This window comes from Tannockella kyphosi, from assembly GCF_021054785.1.
Taxonomy (GTDB): Bacteria; Bacillota_I; Bacilli_A; order Erysipelotrichales; family Coprobacillaceae; genus Tannockella; species Tannockella kyphosi.
The window spans coordinates 925,151-950,254 of record NZ_CP088239.1 but is presented as its reverse complement, the minus strand read 5'-3'; the positions used below and the strand labels follow the sequence as shown (position 1 = coordinate 950,254).

24 protein-coding genes are annotated in these 25,104 nt (G+C 28.1%); all 24 read left to right on the top strand.

The window, feature by feature from the left end; genetic code table 11:
- The first annotated feature begins 196 nt into the window (after positions 1-196).
- Positions 197-1,120, top strand: coding sequence for a Fic family protein (locus LRR82_RS04850; RefSeq protein ID WP_249030403.1), 924 nt, complete (start codon positions 197-199; stop codon positions 1,118-1,120).
- Positions 1,121-1,327: 207 nt separating this feature from the next.
- Positions 1,328-1,489, top strand: coding sequence for a hypothetical protein (locus LRR82_RS04845; protein WP_249030402.1), 162 nt, complete (start codon positions 1,328-1,330; stop codon positions 1,487-1,489).
- Positions 1,490-1,563: 74 nt separating this feature from the next.
- Positions 1,564-2,034, top strand: a complete 471-nt coding sequence (locus LRR82_RS04840) for a hypothetical protein (protein WP_249030401.1) — start codon at positions 1,564-1,566, stop codon at positions 2,032-2,034.
- Positions 2,035-2,159: 125 nt separating this feature from the next.
- Positions 2,160-2,897, top strand: coding sequence for a DAPG hydrolase family protein (locus tag LRR82_RS04835; RefSeq protein WP_249030400.1), 738 nt, complete (start codon positions 2,160-2,162; stop codon positions 2,895-2,897).
- Positions 2,898-3,223: 326 nt separating this feature from the next.
- Positions 3,224-4,123, top strand: a complete 900-nt coding sequence (cysD, locus tag LRR82_RS04830) for a sulfate adenylyltransferase subunit CysD (protein WP_249030399.1) — start codon at positions 3,224-3,226, stop codon at positions 4,121-4,123.
- A complete protein-coding gene (gene cysC, locus LRR82_RS04825; RefSeq protein ID WP_249030398.1) occupies positions 4,123-5,955 on the top strand; it encodes an adenylyl-sulfate kinase in 1,833 nt (610 codons plus the stop codon). Before cysD ends, cysC begins: the two co-directional genes overlap by 1 nt.
- 2 nt (positions 5,956-5,957) lie before the next feature.
- The gene (locus LRR82_RS04820; RefSeq protein ID WP_249030397.1) at positions 5,958-6,863 is read left to right on the top strand and encodes a sulfotransferase domain-containing protein; all 906 of its coding nucleotides are present in this window, start codon (positions 5,958-5,960) and stop codon (positions 6,861-6,863) included.
- A gap of 88 nt (positions 6,864-6,951) precedes the next feature.
- Positions 6,952-7,695: a zinc ribbon domain-containing protein gene (locus LRR82_RS04815; RefSeq protein ID WP_249030396.1), complete on the top strand. Its 744-nt coding sequence runs from the start codon at positions 6,952-6,954 to the stop codon at positions 7,693-7,695.
- 51 nt (positions 7,696-7,746) lie between these two features.
- Positions 7,747-8,400, top strand: coding sequence for an oxygen-insensitive NAD(P)H nitroreductase (gene nfsB / locus LRR82_RS04810; RefSeq protein WP_249030395.1), 654 nt, complete (start codon positions 7,747-7,749; stop codon positions 8,398-8,400).
- 5 nt (positions 8,401-8,405) lie between these two features.
- Complete coding sequence (locus LRR82_RS04805; RefSeq protein ID WP_249030394.1) at positions 8,406-8,912, top strand: nitroreductase family protein; 507 nt, start codon at positions 8,406-8,408, stop codon at positions 8,910-8,912.
- Positions 8,913-9,071: 159 nt separating this feature from the next.
- Entirely contained in the window at positions 9,072-9,596 is a 525-nt protein-coding gene (locus LRR82_RS04800; protein ID WP_249030393.1) for an ImmA/IrrE family metallo-endopeptidase, read from the top strand.
- Positions 9,587-11,011, top strand: a complete 1,425-nt coding sequence (locus LRR82_RS04795; protein WP_249030392.1) for a hypothetical protein — start codon at positions 9,587-9,589, stop codon at positions 11,009-11,011. Before LRR82_RS04800 ends, LRR82_RS04795 begins: the two co-directional genes overlap by 10 nt.
- A gap of 109 nt (positions 11,012-11,120) precedes the next feature.
- Positions 11,121-11,654, top strand: coding sequence for a V4R domain-containing protein (locus LRR82_RS04790; protein WP_249030391.1), 534 nt, complete (start codon positions 11,121-11,123; stop codon positions 11,652-11,654).
- Positions 11,655-11,660: 6 nt separating this feature from the next.
- Positions 11,661-12,854: a GGDEF domain-containing protein gene (locus LRR82_RS04785; protein ID WP_249030390.1), complete on the top strand. Its 1,194-nt coding sequence runs from the start codon at positions 11,661-11,663 to the stop codon at positions 12,852-12,854.
- 2 nt (positions 12,855-12,856) lie between these two features.
- On the top strand, positions 12,857-15,373 hold the full coding sequence (locus tag LRR82_RS04780; RefSeq protein WP_249030389.1) for a bifunctional diguanylate cyclase/phosphodiesterase: 2,517 nt from the start codon (positions 12,857-12,859) through the stop codon (positions 15,371-15,373).
- Between the two features lie 16 nt (positions 15,374-15,389).
- On the top strand, positions 15,390-15,722 hold the full coding sequence (locus LRR82_RS04775) for a 6-carboxytetrahydropterin synthase (RefSeq protein WP_249030388.1): 333 nt from the start codon (positions 15,390-15,392) through the stop codon (positions 15,720-15,722).
- Positions 15,723-15,724: 2 nt separating this feature from the next.
- The gene (locus tag LRR82_RS04770; RefSeq protein ID WP_249030387.1) at positions 15,725-16,300 is read left to right on the top strand and encodes a hypothetical protein; all 576 of its coding nucleotides are present in this window, start codon (positions 15,725-15,727) and stop codon (positions 16,298-16,300) included.
- A complete protein-coding gene (locus tag LRR82_RS04765; RefSeq protein ID WP_249030386.1) occupies positions 16,300-17,598 on the top strand; it encodes a glycosyltransferase in 1,299 nt (432 codons plus the stop codon). Before LRR82_RS04770 ends, LRR82_RS04765 begins: the two co-directional genes overlap by 1 nt.
- A complete protein-coding gene (locus LRR82_RS04760; RefSeq protein ID WP_249030385.1) occupies positions 17,599-17,958 on the top strand; it encodes a 6-carboxytetrahydropterin synthase in 360 nt (119 codons plus the stop codon).
- 113 nt (positions 17,959-18,071) lie between these two features.
- Complete coding sequence (locus LRR82_RS04755; protein WP_249030384.1) at positions 18,072-19,373, top strand: hypothetical protein; 1,302 nt, start codon at positions 18,072-18,074, stop codon at positions 19,371-19,373.
- Positions 19,366-20,136: an ABC transporter ATP-binding protein gene (locus LRR82_RS04750; protein ID WP_249030383.1), complete on the top strand. Its 771-nt coding sequence runs from the start codon at positions 19,366-19,368 to the stop codon at positions 20,134-20,136. The genes LRR82_RS04755 and LRR82_RS04750 overlap by 8 nt, the downstream gene beginning before the upstream one ends.
- A 93-nt stretch (positions 20,137-20,229) precedes the next feature.
- Complete coding sequence (locus LRR82_RS04745; protein WP_249030382.1) at positions 20,230-21,408, top strand: hypothetical protein; 1,179 nt, start codon at positions 20,230-20,232, stop codon at positions 21,406-21,408.
- A 152-nt stretch (positions 21,409-21,560) separates the two neighbouring features.
- The gene (locus LRR82_RS04740; protein ID WP_249030381.1) at positions 21,561-23,303 is read left to right on the top strand and encodes an ABC transporter ATP-binding protein; all 1,743 of its coding nucleotides are present in this window, start codon (positions 21,561-21,563) and stop codon (positions 23,301-23,303) included.
- Positions 23,296-25,101, top strand: a complete 1,806-nt coding sequence (locus tag LRR82_RS04735) for an ABC transporter ATP-binding protein (protein WP_249030380.1) — start codon at positions 23,296-23,298, stop codon at positions 25,099-25,101. The genes LRR82_RS04740 and LRR82_RS04735 overlap by 8 nt, the downstream gene beginning before the upstream one ends.
- Positions 25,102-25,104 lie beyond the last annotated feature (3 nt).

The window sequence follows — 25,104 nt, the reverse complement described above, 5'->3', positions numbered from 1 at the left end:
ATTGAGAATATGTTGAAGACTTCCCAGAAACTAGGAAACTAATATTGGTATGAAATAGGACGAGCCTTTTGCTTCGTTCTATTTCATACCATAGATTTTGTAAAGCATAAGCCAAAACAACAAATGTTGTTGGATTAACATGGATATAAATGAGTAAAGTTGTATTGTTCCGATAGCATTGATATCGTTCCGATAAATGGGTATAATAGGATTAGATTGGAGCGAAGAATATGTATTTAAACGTAAAACAAGTTGCAGAAAATGGAATATATCAGATAGACGTGTAAGAACTTTATGTGCAGAGGGGAAAATATCTGGAGCATATCAAGAGGGAAGAAGTTGGCGAATACCGCAAACAGCCCATAAACCTATCGATGCTAGATTGAAAACAAGTGAAAGCCTGTTAACTATGATTGACCGAAAGAAAGTAGAACTAGATGCCAAAAGACCCCTTACACAAGGAGAAGTACATCGATTAATGGAGCAATTTGCAATAGAGTATACATATAACTCCAATACAATTGAAGGGAATACCCTAACATTACGAGAAACAGACATGGTTCTTCGCGGGCTGACGATTGATAAAAAACCATTAAAAGATCATATGGAAGCAGTGGGGCATAGAGAAGCATTCTATTTTGGAAGAGATTTAGTGAAAGACGATATGCCATTATCAGAGAGTATCATAAAACAAATTCACTATCTCGTGTTATCTGACAAAAAAGATGATAGAGGTGTTTATCGCAAAGTGCCAGTTTTGATTTTAGGGGCAAACCATGAACCAATGCAACCATATTTAATTACTCCACAAATGGAAAAATTGTTGATAGAGTATCAAGAGAGCGAAGAACATATCGCAACAAAAATGGCACGGTTTCACATTGAATTCGAAGCCATTTATCCTTTTATTGATGGGAATGGAAGAAGTGGACGATTGCTTGTAAATTTAGAACTAATGAAACATGGATTTCCTCCTATTGATATTAAATTCACTGACCGTTTAAGTTATTATAATGCATTTGATGAATATCATGGAAAACATAATTTGCGTGAGATGGAAAAGTTATTTGCAGGGTATATTAATGAACGATTGGATATGTTTTTATCGATCTTAGATTAGGTGCAATAAAAATGTTGTTCTTTACTTGACTACCCATCATCCAAAGTAGAAAACTTATTGACCAGTGACTCATGTATTTGTGAGTGATCAAGTAAGTCTATGGAATATTTATCAAGAATATGTTGGTGATTGCAAAGAATATAAAATGATATTTTTTTATCAACATAATGTATAATTATGATATAAAGTAAATAAAAGGAGAGCTCTATGAAATGGATATATTATTATGAAAACTTTTATAGTTGGGCAGAAAGTACACAACTTAATAGAATATCTTCTCTATCTGATTTTACATCTGTTGATGAAATCATTGAAATTGTGGAAAATTCGATGACAAAGGAGCATCTAAACTTATTAGAAAAGCACTAAATCAAAGAGTCTATTTTAATTCTCAACAAATCATAAACATTTGTGAATACGTTAATAAAGAAACAGTTGTTTTATTGATAAATCAATGTATTGATAAATTCACAGCGGAACAAATTATTTATTTACAAGATTATACGATGCTTTTTGAAAAAGATATCCTAGAATTATTAAATTATAACTTGGAAGATCTTCCTTGGTCTATTTTTTATAATAAGTTTTTTCAATTAGATAAGAATCAACAAAATTTAATTGTGAATAAAGTAAAAGATTTTGGTGATGAAAATGAAGTGATTGATATTGCAATGTCCTTATCAAATAATACAGATAGATATAACTTTATTAAAAAAGCAATTGATAAAAAAGTGATTTTTTCAAATGAAAACATACAGCTTTTAGTTGATGAAGATAAAGCTATTGCAACACTTTTTGGAGTTAATATCACAAGACAACCAGAGAAAGTAAAGCCAAGTTTTCTAACAACATTTACTCTTGGATTGATGTTTCGAGATTTAATAAATTATTTAATACGTAAAGATAAAGACTAAACTAAGGCATTATTGGTTATTTTGATATTCTAGAAATAAAAAGACTAATTCTATATTGTTTCGAATAGTATAAATTATTAGAAAGCGATATAATATAAATAGCTTGTTAAACAAAGGAGATAATAATGAATTTAGATAAATACATGAGTATGAAAAACTGTGATATACCAAAGGATATAAAACAAAACATATATAATGGTAACATTACAAAAACTCAATTTAAGGATAAGAATGATATTTTGGAAAAAGAAGAATTACGACTTGAGTGTGGTTGTGTCAAAATGGATGATGAATCCTATTTAGTTTCAATGTATACACCGATGCCTGATGTTACTAAAGAAATGGTAAGCTGGTGGTTTTGGTGGCATCCACAAAATAGTAAACGATATCAAGCATGGTATCCTGGAGAACATAAAAGTATCAGTTATGCAAAAAAAGATTTAGGATATTTCCAACAAAAAACCACTCCTGAATTTCAACCTAATACACAGTATCCAGTAGAAAGAGTAGGATCATTGTTAGCACCATTAAGCATTGAATTTGTACAACCTAATGAATTTGGATTCTCTAAGAACATTATGGAAAAACAAGATGTGGAGGTCATTATCTGTGGCCATGTTGGTGCATTTAAAGGGTTAATTCCAAATACAGAGATGTCTCATGTTTTTTTCAAAACAGAAAAAGGTTTACTACTTGTTAGTCGGTTTTGGCTTGGAAAGAATGTAAAAAATAAAATACTAAAGAAATTGTTACTTACACAAAAGCAAGCACAGGGCATGGCGGACCATTGTTGTGTTGAATATAGGAATTTTAATGAAAGGATCCCTCTTATGTATCAAGAATGGTTACAAGATAATGCATAGACTTTTATAAAATTGATATAGTGACTAGGGATCAGTGCCACTCTTAAAGATAAAATTAATAGTAATAACTTAGTTTCTCCTATGAAACATCAAAATAAAATCAACTATAAAAACATATTCTAAAGATATGTTTTTTATTTTCACACAATAGTACACATTTTCAACAAATTTCAATGAATTAATTAATGTTTAATAAAGTAAGATGAATATAGCCATCTTTACAATAGTTATCTTAATCTTAATTATTTTTAACTATTGATAGTAGGAAATCTTATTCATTTAATATTATTAAATTTGTTGGATGGTACTTTAGGGGGACAAGAACCGTGGAAAAATTAACATATTTGGATCAATTAGAAGCAGAAGCGATTTATATTATTAGAGAAGTAGTGTCAGAATGTCAAAATCCTGCAATGTTATATTCTATAGGTAAGGATAGTAGTGTAATGTTACACTTGGCATTAAAAGCGTTTTATCCTGAAAAACCACCATTTCCTTTTTTACATATTGACACAACGTGGAAATTTAAAGAAATGATTTCATTCAAAGATAAAAGAGCAAATGAATTAGGTATCAAAATGTATACGTATCGTAACGAAGAAGGTGTATCTAAAAATATCAATCCCTTTGATCATGGTAAGTCATATACAGATATCATGAAAACAGAAGCATTAAAAAAAGGGTTAGATCATTATGGTTTTGATGCTGCTATATGTGGTGGTCGTAGAGATGAAGAAAAATCTAGAGCAAAAGAACGTATTATCTCACATCGTAGTGCTCAACATACGTGGAACCCACAAAATCAAAGACCTGAAATGTGGAAATTATATAACATGGAAATAAATCAAGGAGAAAGCTTGAGGGTATTTCCTTTATCCAATTGGACAGAAAAAGATATTTGGCAATATATTGCTAGAGAAAATATTGAAATTGTACCATTATACTTTGCTAAAGAAAGACCTTATGTAGAAAGAGAAGGTAATATTATTTGTGTTGATGATGACCGAATGAAATTATTACCTAACGAAGAACTAAAGGTAGGAAGTATTCGCTTTCGAACACTTGGGTGCTATCCATTAACAGGAGGTTGTGTTTCACATGCTTCAACACTTAATGAAATCATTAATGAAACTTTAGGTGCTGTTTGTTCTGAAAGATCGACACGTGTTATTGATAGTGAAGAAGTTGGAAGTATGGAAAGACGAAAAAGAGAGGGATATTTCTAATGGCACAAAAAGATATACTAAAGTTTATTACATGTGGATCTGTTGATGATGGGAAATCTACATTAATTGGGCATATGCTTTATGATGCAAAAATGATTTTTACTGATCAACAACAAGCAATTGAATTAGCAAGTAAAATATCTAGTGAAAATGAAGATATTGATTATTCTTTATTACTTGATGGATTAATGGTAGAAAGAGAACAAGGAATAACAATCGATGTTGCATATCGATATTTTGCTACTGAAAAAAGAAATTTTATTGTTGCTGATTGTCCAGGACACGAACAATATACTAGAAATATGGCAGTTGGTGCATCATTTGCTGATTTAGCAATTATTCTAATAGATGCTTCTAGGGGAGTTTTACCACAAACTTTACGACATATTAATATTTGTAATTTAATGGGTATTAAGCATTTTATATTAGCAGCAAACAAAATGGACTTAATTGCTTATGATCAAGAAAGATTTGAAATGATTGTAAGAGATTTTACACAACATTGTGCGAATCTTGAAGTTGAAACAATTCATGCTATTCCAGTATCAGCGACCAAAGGTGATAATATTACAAAAAGATCTAAAAATACAATTTGGTATAAAGGGAAAACACTTTTTGAATATTTAGAAACTGTTGTTATTCATGATCAGGGAGCCAATGATACTTTCTTATTACCAGTACAACGAGTTTGTAGACCAGATAATACTTTTAGGGGTTATCAAGGACAATTAGAAGCTGGTAATTTAACTGTGGGACAAAATATTACTATTTATCCAAATCGAAATCATGCTACAGTAAATCGTATTTTGATAGGAAGTAAAGATGTAGATAGTGCTTTAAAAGGACAAGGTGTGACTGTTTGTTTGGATAAAGAAATTGATATTGCAAGAGGTGATATTATTTCAAATAATACTAAATTAATAACTACTGACCTTTTAAAAGCAAAAATATTGTGGATGGATCATCATGAATTAGGTGTTGGTCAAAATTATCTATTTAAATGTGGAACTAAATTAATACCTGCTACAATAATGAGCATTAATCATTGTATTGATTTACAAACAGGAAAATTCTTATCAGCAAGAAAAGTCTTTATGAATGATATTGCAGAAGTAACAATCATGTTAAATAACCAAATAACATTAGACCTTTTCTCAAAAACAGAAAGTATCGGGAGTTTTATCCTAATTGACCGTATTTCTCATCAAACTTCTGCGTGCGGGACTATTATAAAAGAATTAAAAAGAACGGATAATATTATTTGGCAAGATATTGATATTACCAGGGAAGTTCGTTCGAATCAAAAACATCAAGAACCATTAACTATTTGGTTGACTGGCTTAAGTGGTGCCGGTAAGACAACAGTTGCTAATGCATTAGAAAAACATCTAATAGCAATGGGAAAACATACTATTTTATTAGATGGAGATAATTTACGTCATGGTCTAAATAAAGATTTATCTTTTGATGAATCAGATCGTGTCGAAAACATAAGGCGAGTTTTTGAAGTTGCTAAACTTATGAATGATGCAGGACTTATTGTAATTACTTCTTTAATTTCTCCTTATAAAAAAGATAGACAAAAAGCTAGAAAAGCAATAGGTGATTGTTTTCATGAAGTTTACTTATCCACTTCTATTGAAGAATGTGAAAGAAGAGATGTCAAAGGCTTATATCAAAAAGCAAGATTAAATGAGATAACTAATTTTACAGGTATTCAAAATCCATATGAAATTCCAACAAATCCAGAATTTGAATTTGATACAGAAATTATTAGTGCAAATGATATTGCTATTGAAATAATCGATAAACTAATAGTAAAGAAGGAGTAATTATGTCTAAAAAAAGAATATTTATATGTTCAACAGGAAGAACTGCTACGCAGTTCTTTGCTAAATACTTAAATATGATGATTGAAGATTCAGTTTCTTTACATGAACCAGGAACACCCTGGTTTTCAAAGCCAAAACAACTTTTATCACAAATAAAAGATTATGGTTTATTTCATATGTCATTTGGTCAAGGGATGAATAATCATTCTATGTATAAACTAAGTAGAGATTATATTGCTGGTACTATTTCAAAAGAGGAAGCTTGCAAAAATGCACGAAAAATTAATAATCAAGTTGATGCGTTATATAAGGAAAATGTTGTTGTGTATTCTTCTGGTCATATTTATGGCTTATTAGGGTTACTTGATGAAATTTATCAAGATTCACGTTTTGTCTTTATTATACGGGATCCTAGGACATGGATTTATTCTGCATTAAATAAAACAGAATATAGCTTGTATGGACCAATTGAGTTCTTTTTTCGTAATATTAGTTTACAACCTAATTGTTTTAAAGAGGATCCTTATCTAAAAGATTGGACAAGCTTTTCTAAGTTTGAAAAGTATTGTTGGTTCTATAATAAGTTAAATACTTACGTATTAGAAGAAATGAAAAATAAAGATAATTTTCAAGTATTTAAATATGAAGATATATTTTTAACAGAAGATAAAAAAAGAAATTTCGAAGAATTATTAAACTTTGCTACCGATTTTTCTTATCAAAAAATATCTGCTACTTTTATACCAGAATTAATTGATAAAAAAATTGATTCCAAACAACCAAGTACATCATGGGACTTATGGAATAAAGAAGATGCTTTAATCATGGAAAAGCACTGTGGTAAATTAATGAGACAATTTGGTTATGGTAATGAAGAAAAATGGAAAACTATTATTGGAAATCAATAATAGTTTTTATATTATAGAATTAATTTTTATTAAGAGCTTATTTTTTTAAAGTTTTATGCTATAATTTTTATTAATAAGAGGTGAGATTATGCAAATTACATTATTTTTATTAATTATTTTAGTTTGTTTGATAGGTGGATTAGTTTTTTATATAAAAACTAAAATAGAAGAGTTTTCAAGGACTGCTTTTGGGACAAAATCTTTGTTACAAGGTTTTCAAAAAATTGAACAAGAGTATGTATCAACACCTAAGTCAATAGCAGGTGTTACAAGATTATATTTACCAAATATTATGGAAGATTTTCCTGATTTTCATTATGATGAAATGAGAGAAAGAGCAGAACATGTATTGTCGGCTTATTTATTATCCATCAATAATAATCATATTGATTTACCGGATTATGTAAATAGTGATTTGATTCATCAATTAGAATTGCATTTAGCAATGCTTTCATCGAAACAATATAAAGAACATTTTACAAATATGTTAATCCATGATTGTCAGTTAAATAATTATACGAAACAAAAAGGAAAATGTAAGATTACATTTCAAGCTTCTATCCAATATTATCATTATGTAGAAGACAATAATAAAGAAATAGTTTCTGGTAATAAATCTGTTTGTTTTCAAACAAGATATAATATAGATGTTATCTATATTCAAGATCGCGATTTAGCAGAGTTTGAATATAGTGATGCTTTAGCCTTGAATTGTCCTAATTGTGGAGCACCTGTTAAAAACTTAGGTGACAAGTTTTGTGAGTATTGTGGTAGCGGAATTGTGAGTCTTAATATAAAAACTTGGTCAGTTAGTGATGTAAAAGAAGTATAAAATCAGGAATTGTTAGATAAGATTAAGAGTTAGATTTATAAAGGAGACGTTATGGATATTATTGATTTAATGGAAAATCGTTATTCATGTAAACAATTTGAACCAAATAGAAAATTAACCAATGAACAATTGTTAGCAGTTGAAAGTTTATTACAGTTAGCACCATCTTCTACAAATTTACAACCTTGGCATTTTGTTATTGCTAATACACAGATTGGCAAAGAAAAAATTGCTACTGCATGTAAACAAGAGTATCCAACGAATGTAGCAAAAATTTTAGATTCTTGTATTACGGTTGTATTTTCATGTAAAGCTAGGCTAGAAGAAGATTATTTAGTTAAATTATTACAAAAAGAAGCTAGTGATGGAAGGTTTATAAATCATGAAGCAATGTCTTTAGCTCATCAAAGTAGGTGTCAGTTTAGTGACATGCATATTTATAAAGAACGTGATTTTCAGCATTGGACTGAAAATCAGTTATTTTTAAATTTAGGCTCTTTTTTAGTAGGGGTCGCAATGTTAGGACTAGATTCTATTTGTATTGAAGGCATCGATAAATATGGCTTAGACAGCCTATTGAATCTAAATGAAAAAGGATTTACATCTTGTTTTGTTGTTGCAATAGGTTATGCTTCGCCAAATGATCCAAATGTAAATGTACCTAAATCAAGATTTGATAAAAAGGATATCATAGAAAGGATTTAAATAAAATGAATGCTATTTTTAATCGTCGTAGTGTACGACAATTTAATGAAAAAGAAGTAGAGAATGAAAAAATAGAATTATTATTAAAAGCTGCAATGCAAGCACCTTCTTCAAGAAACCAACAACCATGGGAATTTTATGTCATTAAAGGCAAAGAAAACTTAGAAAAATTATCAAAATACAACCCTTATGCAAATGCAATAACGACAGCTAATCTAGCAATTTTACTAGTTAGTAACACCCAAAAATTAACAAAACCTGAATCAGCTGTTATCGATGTAGCAGCAGCTACTCAAAACATCTTACTAGAGGCTACATCATTAGGGTTAGGGTCCCTTTGGTGTGGTATGTGGCCAAATAAAGAACGTATGACTTATGTTAGTGAACTGTATCAACTACCAGACTATTTAGAACCAATAAGTGTTGTTGCAATAGGATATCCTTCTAAGTCAAACGCTAATTATTATGAAGATCGATATAATGAAAATAAAATCACCTATATTAATGAATAACCTAACCACCTAATTGGTGGTTTTTCTTTTATATATAAACATTCTTATCTAAAAAAATAACAAGAAATCTAAAAACATTGAATATTTCATGATTTTCTTTACCTTTTTTAAATGTTAGTGCTATAATTATTGTATAAACAAAGCAAGGAGTGGGAAATTATGTTACCAATGACTAGAGAAGATATTACCAAGGTATGTAACATTATTATTGATTACTATCAAATAAATATACCAATAATCGATATCATTCCAATCGTGAAATCAATCGGAGGAAAAGTAATACTAAAAAGTGATTATCCTTTGAATGGTGATGTTCGAGTTGTTGAAAATAAGGAATATACATTTGAAATACATATTTCTGATAAACAAAATCAAGCCCGTTTAAATAACGCAATCGCTTGTTTGCTAGGACATGTTTTTTTACATATGGGTTATTTAACAGACAATGAAAAATGGACCGACTACAAAGAAAATCAAAGTCTAGTAGGCTTTACAGAATATAGCTTTCAAGCACAAGAGTTTGCTGATAATTTATTAATGCCAAAAAAAGATTTTCTTGATTATGTTTATATGAATTCAACTAATGATTATATTGATATCGTACAATTATCACGTTATTTTTGCGTATCAAGATATGCTGCAAATAATCGTGGGAAATGGTTAGGTGTAATGAAATGGAGATAGACAATAAAATAAGTACCGAATTAAAACCTCTTGTTTCTAGAATAGGGGAGATGGATGATTTTCAATATAATAAAGATGATGAAGTTGTAACTTTCTTTTTTTCATTTGATATTGTAAATTCAACAAAATATAAAACTAAAAACAAAGGAAAATGGGCTTATGCTATTAGTGAAATTTTACGTCATATTATTAGTGAATTTGCTAATAGTCCTTCTCGTGGGTTTCAATTTTGGAAAACATTAGGGGATGAAATAATTTATACAAAGAATATTGGTACTCTAGATGAAGTATATGATACTTTAGATGAAGTATATAAAAATATGGTTACATTAAATGAAAAAATTGATAAAGGTATTATTTGTGATATTGAATCAGGTAAAATGCTTTCCATTAAAGCTACAGCATGGATTGCTACAATATCAGATGATTGTCTTTATACAGATAATATCTATACAGAATATCAAATAAATGATAACCGAAAACAAGTAGAATATATAGGGCCTGATATTGATACTGGTTTTAGAACTTCTAGTTATAGTATGAAAAATAGATTAGTAATTTCATTTGCATTAGCATCTTTGTTAAGAAATTATTATAATATTCAAAAAAAATTAAATATCTCTATAAGCAAAAACTATGAAGAAATGTTTTTGAAAGTAAACTTAGTTACTTTCAAAGCATTAAAAGGTGTTTGGGATGAATTACCATATCCTATCTTTATGTATCATGGAGATGATACAATTAGTTTTATTGATTCTTTAAGTGAAGAAACAAGCGATAAAAAGAATGTTTTTGATGAATACTTATGTTCCATGAAATCAAGAATGAACATCTCTCAAACAGGCTATAAAAGCTATGAAGAATATATTATTGATTATTTAACAAAGGAACATGGCTATCAACAAAAAATAGAAAGAATTGTAAAAATTATTCATAAAAATTATAAAAATACGCTTATTGATTTAAAACCTCTTACAAAGATACATAGTAGTTTTTTATGTTATTTTATGGATGAGAAACAATTAAAAATAATTTTATGTAAAAATAATCAAGAAGATCAATGGGGCTTTGGTGGATTAGAGATGTATTATAGTTTTGGTTATTTAAGAGAGATAGAAGAATATTATGATGATACATATAACTTAAATTGTTCTTTTTTAATTAATAACCATTATCATAGTCAAACACCTGTTTGTTTACATCGATATGATCATGTAGAAAAATGCTTACATAATGTTATTAAAGGCTATACATATTTGGCAGAAGTGAATGATGTTCATTATCAGAGTATTGCTAGTAATCCTTTGTTAAAGATTATTGATGTCGATGGATTATTTGATTATATAGACAATTTAGATGAACAAATAATTAATAAAATTAATTTAAATGTAAAAAGGGGAGAAATGTTAAAATAATTTCTCTTTTTTTCATAATTTCTATATTTTATGATGTATAAAGTAGTATTTATAGGCTGTTTTATGATAAAATTATTATAATATAAATTAAAATTAGGGGGAGAATCATATGTTGGAATTTTTAAAAAGTGAAGAAGATAATCGTTTTAGTTGGGATTCAATAGGCTCTATTGAAGAGGGACGTACTAATTTAGGAGAATCAATGCCGGTATATGTATATCGCTTATTTCAATTTACAATTAAAGATGTTTTAATTGAAAAATATGGCAAAGAAAATGCGATTGATGTTTTTAGAAAGTCAGGGGATTTAGCTGGTCGTGAGTTTGCAAAACATATGTTAAATTTAGATTTGCCTTTTAATGAATTTATTTCTCAATTACAAGAAACATTGGTGGAAAGTAAAATTGGTGTTTTACGTGTAGAGAAGTTTGATGTTGAAACTGGATTTGCTGTATTAACAATTGGAGAAGATTTAGATTGTTCTGGTTTACCAATTACAGGTGAAACTGTATGCAACTATGATGAAGGATTTTTAGCAGGTGTTTTAAAAGAATATACAAAAAAAGAATATGTTGTGACAGAAGTAGATTGTTGGGCAAGCGGTGCTAGAGTTTGTCGTTTCGAAGCTAAAGTAGTAGAATAGCATACGATGGATTCGTTTAATTATGATTTTCTTTTAGAACAACTCAAGAAAATACTTTTAAATGTAGAGCTTACTAAAGATGATTTAGTATCTTGTGACAAAACAATCAACAATGTTCAAGAAGGATTGCTCTATTTATCGAATTGTGTCCAAGAACTTAATGAGTTTTCTAGCAATATTTGTAAAGGTAATTTAGATGCCCCTTTACCAGGACGACACAACTTATTAACCGGTGGCTTAAAAGAATTACATGGAGTTTTGAAGCATTTAACTTGGCAAACACAACAAGTTGCAAATGGGGACTATGCTCAAAAAGTTATCTTCTTAGGAGATTTTTCTGAGTCTTTTAATGAAATGATTCGTCAATTAGAAGAAAGAGAAAATAAACTAAAAGAAAATGCAATCACTTTAAAAAAAACAACTGATCTATTAAAAGTAATCATGGATGCCCACAGTGATTGGATCGTTGTGGAAGATATAGAATCTGGGGTTATTATATATAATAATAAAGAGGAAGCTTATCAACTAGAAACTTTTTCCCTTCGTCAAATCCATTTTACTAAAATGGATTCTGCACTAGCAAATGAGGAAACAACAATATACTATAATGAAATTTTAAAATCTTACCATGCTTTACGTTCTTATGATTTTCTATGGGAAGGAAAAAGAGCTTTAGTCCATTATGTTTCAGATGTCACAAAAGAACAAACAAATCAACTAAATTTAACACAAATTGCTTATAGTGATGCTTTAACTGGTTGTTATAACCGTCGTTTTTGCTTTAACGAAATTAAAAAAAGATTAACTGTTAATGACTCATTTTCAATAACCTTGATTGATATTAATGACTTAAAAATTGTAAATGATAATTTTGGTCATAACCAAGGAGATTACTATATTAATTATGTAACAAAATGTACTATCCAACATATTGATCATACTACTGAGTATTTATGTAGAATCGGAGGCGATGAATTTGTTGTCATTTCTACGCTTTCTTATTTAGAGATGGAACAGAAGATGCAGTCTGTCTTTAATGAAATTATAGCTGCTAGTCCTAAAGAATATACAATGTCTATTAGTTATGGGATACAAGAAGTAGAAACAGGATGTGGAAATAGTATAGAAAAAATTTTAGACGAGTGTGATCAAAAAATGTATCTTTTTAAACAAGAATATAAATTAAGTAGGGGGGCGTAAAAATGAAAGTCATACATCATTTGTTTGAATCAACTGAATTATTGGAACAAAATTTACAGGATATTGATAGTGCTAAGCAGTGCTTAGTGCAAATTTTTACGTGTGCTTTAGAGCCTACAGATGCTGTCGAATTTGCTAAAAAAGTAAAAGAATTATTACCAAATAGTAAAATAATAGGGAGTAGTGTAAATGGTATTATTTATCATGATAAACAATACGATCAACATACTTTACTATGTATAGAACAGTATGAATCTAGTAATTTCGATACAACCATGATTTCTTTAGAGAATAAAACATATCAAGAAATTAGTAATGAAGTATCTTCGTTTTGGGGTAATAACCAACCAAAATTACTTCGAATGTTTGTCGGCGCATATTATGATTACGCTCATCAACTTATCGAAACATTAAACATAGCAATGATTAAAACACAAATTGCTGGAGGAATGTCAGGAGAATTATATCAAAGTAAAACAACTCCTTTTGTTTTTGATGATACTACTTATCAATCAAATGCTTTGATATGTGCAGGTGTTTATGGAGAAACATTTAGTACGTTCCACCGTATTAATACCTCACATACACCGGTTACAAAAACATATACAATTACAGGTGTAAAAGATCGTGTAATTACTACAATAGAAAATGTTCCTGCCAGAGAATGGTTAGAAGAGAAACTAGGATTCTTAAGCACAAAACATTATACAACATGGGAAGAAACAGCGAAATTAGACCCTTTGGTCCGCTTTCAAATATCATTAGAAAGTCATCCTAGTGCAATTCGTTTTGTCCATTTTGATGAAGATTCACAACAAATATCTCAGTATTTTAGTCGTTTAGAAAAAGGAACTAAATTTAAAATTAGTTATACTTCACCTTCTAAATGTATTGAAGAAGTAAAAGAAACTACTTATTTAGTTAAAAATAGCTCAATGGAAACATTATTTTGTTACAGTTGTTTATTTAGAAAGTTATATTTAAAAAATTGTGCACAATGGGAATTAACTACTTTTCATAAAAATCCTGTTAATGGAGTTTTCTTGTTAGGTGAGTTTGGTTATGATAATGGAGCGAATACACTTTTAAATGGTTCTTGTGTTTTAACTGGTTTCGGTGAAAAAGAAAACTATTTAGATGTGGATGTGGATGTTTTGAAGCATCTAGATGATATTCAAGATGATAGTCAGGATTTGCTTGAGTTTTTAACAAATAAACAAGGGCGTACTTCTTCTGTTGAAAATGATGTTATTTTAGATCAAATTATTAATAAAGAATCTGGTTATAACAGTCAAACATTATTAGAATCTACTTATGGATTAGGGAATATGTTTCAATTTGAATTGGATGTAAAAGATAATAAGTTTAATAAGATATGTTTAATTAAAATTGAGAATTCTGATATTTTACATTCTCATTTAGGTTTAAACGAATATTTTGAAAACATTCAACAATTCATTCAAATGATGAAATATTCTCCTTTATTTCAAGATCATAATGATTTTATTATCCCTTATATATTTGATAACAGTACATTTGTATTGGCTGGTAAAAATATACTTTCTACCCATGATTTTATTGATTTTGTTCATAAAATGGAATTTATATGCAATGATCATCAAAACAAAACATTAACAACACCTTTCCTTTTACGTTTTATAGTTGTTGATAAGGGAGATTCTTTATTAGAAGAAGCTTATATACAATTAGAACATAACAAATTATCACAAAACAGGATGATTATTAGTTCACTACAACCTGTTCAAAGTAATGCCTCAAAATCAGAATTAGATGCTATTCAATTAATTCAATATGCTTTAACGAATGATAAAATCATTCCTTATTATCAAGGGCTATATAATAATAAAACAAAATGTATTGATAAATACGAGGCTTTAATGCGTTTAGAAGACATGGATGGAAATATCCATACACCTTATTCATTTATGCCTATTTCTAAAAAATATCGTTTATATTTAGATTTAAATATTCGTATGATTGATCAAGCATTAAATGATTTTAATGGATTAGATTATGGTATTAATATTAATTTATCAGCACATGATATTTCTTCATCAAAACTGAAAACTTTTATTATAAAGAAACTTGCGTCTCATAAAAATCCTTCTCAGATTACTTTTGAAATTGTAGAAGAAGATTATATAGAAGATATGTCTAGTTTAAATGATTTTATTAAAGAAATACGAACTTATGGTGCAAAAATAGCGGTCGATGATTTTGGTTCTGGATACTCAAATCTTTATGAAATTATTAAGATACATCCGGATGTTATTAAAATAGATGGACAAATTATTAAAGAATTAGATAAAGATAAAGATAGTGAAGTTTTATTAGATATAATTAGTTCTTTAGGTGATAAGTTATCGATTGATTTAGTTGCTGAATATGTTGAGAATAAGGAAATTCAAGAAAAAGTAGAAAAGTTTCATATTTTGCATTCACAAGGATATTATTTTGCGAAACCTTTACCATTTGATAGTATATTTAAAAATAACTAACTTTAGGAGGATGATTATGGGATGTTATAAATATTCTTTTAGTTTTAATGCTGCTCATAGCAATAGATTAGACAATACACAAGTTCATACTCATTCATTTGTGGTAAGTGCTTTTTTGAAGCATCAAGAAAATATGTCTTATGATATTACGGAAAAAAAATTAATCACCTATTTAAGGAGATACAAAGGGAAATATTTAAATGATATTTTCTTTGAAATTCCAACTATTGAAGTGATTGCAGAAGAAATCTTTAAAGATTTCGATCGTCTGATAGGGAATAAGAATCTAATCGCATTAGAACTTAGTGATTCACCTATACAGCTATATCGCATTGAAAGGGTTGAATAAATATGAATATAAGTATTATTATTGCTCTAGTAATATGGCTTTATTGCATTTTTGTTTGTTATCGTGCTAAATTAGCGACACTAGGTTCCGTTTTTATAGCTATTGGATTATTTTGCGGAATATATATGCTTATGCCTTATTTTAAGTATGAGTTTATTTATATGTTCACGTTATTTTTAAGCCCATTAGGGGAAGTGTTAAACTTGTTTCAAGGGGATCCAGTTTATGGCTTATTAGTGTTTCAAAACCAAAATCAAGTATATAGTTATCTAATTACTTTATTTACTTCAGGATTGTTAGAAATTTCTTTCTATTTTTCATTATTAGTTGTTTCTCCTTTATACAAGATTCTAGAAAAAGTCAAATATCTATTAATCGGTTTTTTTGTAATAATATATTTTAATATTATTAAAATTATTATTCTATCTTTATACATATCTTTTGTAGGGGATATATTATATTTTTACTTTTCTATTTTTATTACAATTATTTATTGTTTATTACTGTTTTTATTTTTTAAATATATCTTTTTCAATAAGAAAAGGATGTTAAAATGGAAAAATAGGAGGGAATTATAATGGAATTATTCTATCATTATTTCTTTTGTTTTGGTTTATGGCTTATTGTTCCATTTTTATTTGAGTTACTACCTGCCATTTTATGTTATTTGTTTTTAAATAAAAATAAGAAACCTAAAATTGATATTCCTCCTAAAATGTTCCCAGAAATAACGATCTTAATTCCTGTATATAATTGTCAAGAAACGTTAGAAAGATGTATTGCTTCCATAAATGATTGTTCTTATGAAAATTATTTAATCAGTATTTTGTTGTTAGATACAGGATGTACGGATGATACGTTTGATGTTTTTCAGTTATGCCAATTAAAATATGATATTAATATGCGTTGGATTTCGTCTAATTTAGGGAAGGCGAAAGCTTTGAATAAGGGATTATTTAATAGTGAAGGAAAATATATTGTGAATGTAGATACAATTGGATATTTTCATGTTGATTCTTTGTGTAATATAGTTACACGTTTTGAAAACGATCGTTCTATTGATTGTTTAACAGGAGTTGTTTTAACTGATAAAAAACAAATAAAAAAGAAAAGTTCGATTGTTTTACGATTTATTCGTCGTTTTGAATTTTTGGATTTCTGTAAAACATTTTTTACAGGTAAAAATTATAAATCAAACATAAAAAATCAAATGACTGTTTCTGCCCCTTATACAGTATTTAAAAAATCATCAATATTATCAACTTTTTTATATGATACTAATACATTAGTAGAAGATAGTCATATAACTGCTCAATTATCAGCTAAGAATTTTAAGGTAAGTTTATGTGAGAACGCTATTTTTTATATTCCACCAACTCATTCTATACGTCAATGTGTTTATAATAAAAGACAATGGAATATGGATCAATTGAAAATATTTTCATTTCAATTAATTAAAAAATCAATTCTATCTTCCTTAGTTATGTATTTAGGATACATGATAAAGGCTATTTGGTTTGTTTCCATGACTATCTATACCTATTCAATATTTGGTTTCTATCAATTAGGTATATCATTTGCTTGTATTTATGGAATCTATCTTATTAGTACACTATTCTATAGTTTCAATATTTTATCTTACCTATCTTTATTTTGTGATGATAAAAAGTATTATTTACATTCCTTTATTTTCTTATTATTACATCCTATTTATAAGGTTTTGACATATCCATATCAGTTTATCTTGACTAAAAAAACTAGTCATTTACGCTATAAAAATAACAGTTCCTATACTATTAAAGATGAAATAAGTATGTTTTTTTGCTATGTGTGGAAAGATATTACTTTTTCATGGCTCAAAAAGGAGGAGAAATAAATGTTAAAGAGAATGTATCAATATAAGTTCTATTTAGATGCAAATCACTATGTATTAATTGAAAATCGCTTAGGACAAGTTCATCCACATACATGGGAAATTACTGTTATGGTTGAAGTACAGGGTGAAAAAGTAATTCCTTTTAGTCAAATTGAAGCAGTTATTAAAGATCTTTTATCTATTTATCAAAATAGTTTATTAAATGATTTAGCTCCTTTTGATAAAAGATTTCCAACCTTAGAAGTGATTGGTGATTATTTTACAGAACTAATTGATGAAGAAATGTTAAAAAGAAAATGGTCACTGCGAAGTTTTACAATAAGTGAAACGCCTTCAAGAAGTTATATTACTAGATATTAAAAAGAAATACTTCGGTATTTCTTTTTAATATCAATGAGTTATGTTTTTCAAATACTGTAAAAGTAATATAATTATATTTGATTCATTTACTATAATAGATAGGAGGGCTAATCATGGGTACTATTAAATTTGCGTTACAGATGTTAAAAAGAGAATACATAAAATCAATTAGTTATAGTTTTATTTTATTATTTTCGTTATTTATCAGTTTTATATTTATCGATATTATTGATAATCCATATTTAGTACAAGGTGATACAGTATCAGGTGGTGCTTCTTGGAATCAGGTATCCGTACCATTGTCAATTGGTTTACCTTTTTTAATTATTTGTATTTGTTGGGTGATGATATTATATGCTAGTGATTATTATTTGAATAAAAAAGTCAAAGAGTTTGCACTAATCTATATTAGTGGGGGGACTTTTATTGATGTTGTTTTATATGTAGCTTGTCAAATTACTGTTATCTTAATTATTACAATACCTTTATCCTTTTTATTAGGAACTATCGCATTAAATCAGTTATATACCATTATGTATCAATATCTTAATATTAATATTGTCTATCATGTTCCTTTTTCTACTTATTTTGGATGTAGTTTCACTATTATTCCTATTATAATGACTATTATGATATCAATTGCCGGGTTTTCACATCGAAACACAATTCAAGTATTGTTAGGAAGAACAGAAAAAGCAAGTGGTACAATAATAAAAGATACTAAAATAAAAACACCAGTTTATATTTTTATATACTTTGCAGCTTTGATTAGTATTGTTTTCCAAGAACATTATGCTGTAGCATATGTTGTTCCTACTTTTCTTGGTTCTTTTGCAATGTATGGGATTATTAAACAAGTTATTCCTAAGGTGGTTCGTCAGTTAAATTTGAAGAAACTTCTTGAAAAACCATTTTCTTTTATCCCTTTTAGTAATTATTGTGTTTCAATGCAAGGGACTATTATTATGAGTATGTTAATGCTTTGTTTGATTACTTTATTAGTACCTATTTTAATAGGTCAAGATCCTTCATCAAATGAATACTTCACTGCTATTTTAAGTTACATATCCATTGTTATTCTTATTATTGTTGGGCTTGTATGTAAGTTTTGTGATCTTGTTGTTTTACGAAAAGGTGAGTTTATTGCGATGGCAAAGATTGGTTATATTTATCAAGAGCGTAAAAATATGATTATAAAAGAAGTTATGATATTTTATGGAACTATTTTAGTAATGCCATTACCTTATATTTTAATAATAGGTTTAAAATTTGTGATAGCAGGTGGATTAAGTACAAAGATGTTATTTTCTTTAATCCTATTTTATGTATTTCCATCACTTTTATCCATGATTGTTACAATGTACTTATATAATCGAACTGTTAATATCAAAGTAAAAGGAGAAGTTTATGAATAAAATATTAATTGATGCTAAGAATATTACAAAAATATATAATGAAAATACAGATCATGCTTTAGAAGCACTTAGTGATGTTAGTTTGATTGTATATGAGGGTGATTTTTTATGTATTATGGGTCCTTCTGGTTCTGGTAAATCTACTTTATTAAATAATATTTCTACGATTGATGAACCTAGTAAAGGTATTTTAAAGATTGATGGTAAAGAAATAAAGTTAATGAGTGAAAGAGAAATAGGGAAGTTTAGATATGAGAAATTAGGTTTTATATTTCAAAATTATAATTTAATTGAGTCATTAACTATTTACGAAAATATTGCTACTCCTTTATCATTACAAAAGAAATCAATCAATAATATTGAAACATTAGTAAAAGAATATACGGATAAATTAATGATTAGTGATTTGCTTCATAAATTCCCTAATGAATGTTCTGGTGGTCAAAAACAAAGAGCAGCCATTTGTAGATCTTTAGTTACCAATCCTAAAATTATTATCGCAGATGAACCAACAGGTAATTTAGATAGCAAAAATTCTCACGATCTTCTGTCTATGTTAAAGACAATGAATAATGAAAATAATCTAGCGATTGTAATGGTTAGTCATGATGCTCAAATTGCTTCTTATTCATCTAAGTTATTGTTTATAAAAGATGGGAAAATTGCAGCTCAATTGGAAAGAGGGAATAAAACACAAAAAGAATATTTTTATGAAATAATCCAGTTAACTTCTAGTGAAACACAAGATTTATTCGATAATTAAACCTCTTTTGATAAAGAGGTTTTTGTCTTCTTTACATCTATACAACAGTGAGTTATAATGATAAAGCAGTTTATAAAAGAAAGGAGACCAACTATGATTTCTTTCAAAAAGTTTTTTGAGTCTTTTTTATTACTATTTGCTATTATATTTATTGTAGCTGTCCAAGATCGTTATATTAATATGTCTTTACATACTATCTTATATGTTTTTATAGCGTGTATTTTAGTGTTTAATGTATTTAATACGTATTCTAAAAGATCCCAAATAGTTATTGGTGTATTTGCTCAAACGACTATTTTAGTTATACAAGTGTTTTTTATTTTCTTTTTCGAATGGAATACACTGAATACAATAGTTTCAATTTTACTGTTATTACTTTCTTTTACCTGTGAATATTATATAATTAATGAAGAAAATAAAGAGTATATTTTTCATACAATTGATGATACATGTTTATCATTTGAAGATGCTCGTATTTTGTCTCAGTTAGTTCGAGAAAAAGCTAGTTCTTTAGAAAAAGCAGGAAGAGTAATTAATAGAGAAGTTTTCTATGAATTGAAGGATGAAATTCCTAGAAATAGTATTAATAAGTATTTAAATTTTGATTCTTTAAGTGATGAATACACGAGTAATTTAGATAAATCTTTGGATGATGATTATGTATATATTGTTTTATCTGATACAGGTAGTATTACTTCTGATGTTATTGGAGTTTTTACTAATAAACCATATAATCATGCATCGATTGCTTTTGATAAAGATTTAAAAACGTTGATTAGTTATAATGGTGGACAGAAAGTAACGCCACCAGGATTGAATCCTGAGATTATCAAGTATTTCTGTAAAAAAGATGATGCTTCTATTCGTGTTTACCGTTTACCTACATCGAAACAACAAAAACAAGAGATGATTAATAAAATAAAACAAATAAATCAAGAGGGTAGTGCTTATAATCTTGTTGGTTTGGCTTTGAATAAAACATATAAGGCAAATATTATGTTTTGTAGTCAATTTGTTTATAATTTACTTGCTAGTGTTGGTTTAAATTATTTTGAAAAATGCGAAACTTTGGTGAAACCAACTGATTTAATAGAATTAGATTATGATCGTAAACTTGAATTTGTAGAAACAATTCAATTGTCTGAATTGTATGATTATACTTGTGAAAATAAGCCTATTAAAATAAAAAGAAAAAAACTACATACTTTAATGATTTATTCTATATTTGTTGCTGCTATTTATATTATATCCTATATTGTTCATATTTCATAAATTGTTGAAGATAGAATTAATATAGTAGTGTTTCTAAAAGTTATATAGTGGATTAAAAAGTGACCTTTCTAATGAAAGGTTTTTTTTGACTTTTGTAATAAAGAGTGTTATTATGGTTTGGTATCAATGTGTTGATACCAAAAGGGGGAAGTATGAAAAAATATTTTAAATATATTAAGCCTTACTGGATATTCTTTGTTTTATCTCCTTTATTGATGATTATTGAAGTGTATTGTGATATTCAAATACCTTTACTAGCAGCTAGAATCATCAATGAAGGGATATTATTAAATGATTCTCAACAGGTTTTTGCATTGACAGGTCTTATTGCCGTGCATATTGTTTTTGCAGTATGTGGAGGGGTTGGTGCATCTTATTGTGCTACTAGAGCTTCTGTGTATTTTGCGAATGATGTTCGTCGTGATTTGTTTCAAAAGATTCAACAGTTTTCTTTTGCAAATATCGATGATTTTACAACAGGGTCACTTATTACTCGTTTAACGAATGATATTACACAGTTACAACAATTAGTAGTTTATTGTCTTAGAATGATGTTTCGATCACCTGGGATGTTGATTGGATCTATTATAATGGCTTTTCAAATTAATGTTAAATTAGCGTTTATTTTTATTATTATTGTTCCTTTATTATCAGGTGTTATCATTTTAACAATTGCATTTTCTTATAAAAAATTTGATGCATTACAAGAAAAGGTGGATGGCTTAAATACAAAAGTACAAGAAACTTTAATTAATATTCGTGTTATTAAAGCATTAACTAGAGAAACTTATGAAAATGATCGTTTTCAGTCAGTGAATGAAGAATTAGAAAAAGCTGGTATTTCAGCTTATTTAATTACTATTTTACAAATGCCATTAATGACATTCTTTATTAATATGGCAAGTATTGCTTTATTATGGTTTGGTTGTGTTTTAGTGCAATCTGATACATTATTAATTGGTGATTTAAGTGCATTAGTTACTTATTTGGCTCAAATTTTAATTTCAGTAAATATGATAGCAATGATGTTTTTACAGTGTTCTAGAGCATTAGTTAGTGCAAAACGTGTTTCTGAAGTATTAGATACAGATATTGATATCATTGATTATGAAAATGATTTATCAAGTCAAACCGTGATGAATGGGAAGATTTGTTTTGAGAATGTTAGTTTTAAATACTATAAGAACAATAGTGAAGATGTGTTAGAAAATGTATCTTTTACAATTGAAGCAGGACAAACAATTGGGATCATTGGATCGACAGGATGTGGTAAAACAAGTCTTGTTAATTTAATTCCTCGTCTTTATGATGTGGATAGTGGTGCTGTTTATATTGATGATATTAATGTTAAAGATTATTCTCTTAAAAATTTAAGAGATGGTGTTGCTGTAATTTTACAAAGTAATCGATTGTTTACTGGTAGTATTGCTGAAAATTTACGTTGGGGTGATAAAGAAGCTTCAATGGAACAATTGCAACAAGTTGCATCGTGGGCTAGTGCTACTGATTTTATTGATAATAGTCAGTTTGGATATGATACTTTTATTGAACAAGGTGGGGTTAACTTATCTGGTGGTCAAAAACAACGTCTATGCATAGCTAGAGCAATGTTAAAGAATCCAAAGATATTTATTTTTGATGATTCTACTAGTGCTGTAGATACTGCTACAGAGGCTGTTATTAATCATCATTTGAATAATGAATTGAAAAATTCTACAAAATTGATTATTGCACAACGTGTTAGTTCGATTGTTCATGCTGATAATATCATTGTTATGAATGATGGTAAGATTGAAGCAATTGGTAAACATGATGATTTAATTAATACATGTCTTACTTATCAAGAAATATTCCACTCTCAAGTTGGAAGTGAGGAGGTAGTGTCAAATGGCTAATAATAGACCTGTTCCTATAACACAAGCTGGTGGTCCAAGAGGAATGCAAGTAAAAGCGGAAGTAAAAGATCACAAAAAAGCTTTAAAACGTTTGTGGAAGTATTTGAGTGAGAAAAAAATGTTATTAGTTCTTGCTTTTATATGTATTATTATTAATAGTAGTTTTACTATTATTGCTACTTATTTATTACGACCAATTATTAATGGAGTTGTTTTAGAAGAAGGATTAAGTGCTTTAATGGAAGATTTAATGATTATGGCTTGTGTTTATATTGTTGCAGTAATTTGTTATTATTTGCAATCTCGTATTATGCTATATGTAGCTCAAGGATCATTAAAACAATTACGTAGTGATTTGTATAATAAGTTACAAAAATTACCTTTACGATATTTTGATTCTAATAATAATGGAGACTTAATGAGTCGTTTCTCAAATGATGTGGATGCCATTAGTCAAATGTTATCAACAACTTGTGTTCAAATCGTTTCAGGTGTTATTACATTAACAACAACTGTTATTATCATGTTTTATACGAATGTTTTATTAACGGTTTTAACGTTATTAATATTGCCTGTATTTAGTTATTTATCAACTATTATTTCTAAAAAGAGCATGCATTATTATGGTGGTCAACAAAAAGTATTAGGGCGATTAAATGGTTTTATTGAAGAAAGTATTACTGGTCAAAAGGTAGTAAAAGTTTTTAATCATGAAGAAGAAATGCTTGAAACTTTTGATGAGTTTAATATGGATTACACTCAAAAATCTTTAAAAGCACAATTTTTATCTGGTACTTTAGGACCAATAATGGGTTCTTTAAGTTCTTGTAGTTATATGATTACTGCTTTTGCTGGAGCAATGCTTTGTATTTATAATGGTTTTGATATTGGTGGATATACAATATTTGTTGCTTATTCTAAAAGCTTTAGTAGACCTATTAATGATATCTTTATGCAAATAAATACTGTTTTTGCTGCTTTAGCAGGGGCAGAACGTGTATTTGAAGTAATGGATGAAGAACCAGAGGTTGCTAACATGGAGAATTGTATTAATAATATTGATAGTGTTAATCAAATTGTGTTTGATCATATTTCTTTTGGTTATCATAAGGATAAATTAGTATTAAAAGATATTTCATTAAAAGCAAATGTAACTCAAAAGATAGCTTTTGTAGGATCTACTGGGGCTGGAAAAACTACTATTACAAATTTAATTAATCGTTTTTATGATATTGAAGATGGTGATATAATGATAGATGGTGTATCTATTAAAGAGTTTAATAAGGATGTGTTACGTCAAAATATTGCAATGGTATTACAAGATACACACTTATTTACGGGTACAGTAATGGAAAATATTCGTTATGGTCGATTAGATGCAACGAATCAAGAAGTTATTGAAGCAGCGAAAACTGCAAATGCAGATCGTTTTATTAGAAGATTAGAAAATGGGTATGATACTTTATTAGAAGGGGATGGAGCTAATTTAAGCCAAGGACAACGACAATTATTAAATATTGCTCGTGCTGCTATTTCAAAAGCACCTATTTTAGTGCTAGATGAAGCGACTAGTTCTGTAGATACAAGAACGGAAAGACATATAGAACAAGCCTTAGATCGTCTAATGGAGAATCGTACGACATTTGTTATTGCACATCGTTTATCAACTGTAAGAAATTCAGATCAAATTTTTGTTTTAGAACATGGTCAAATTATTGAATCTGGTGATCATGAACAATTGTTAGCATTAAAAGGTAAATATTATAGTTTATATACTGGAAAAGATAAATTAGATTAGAGG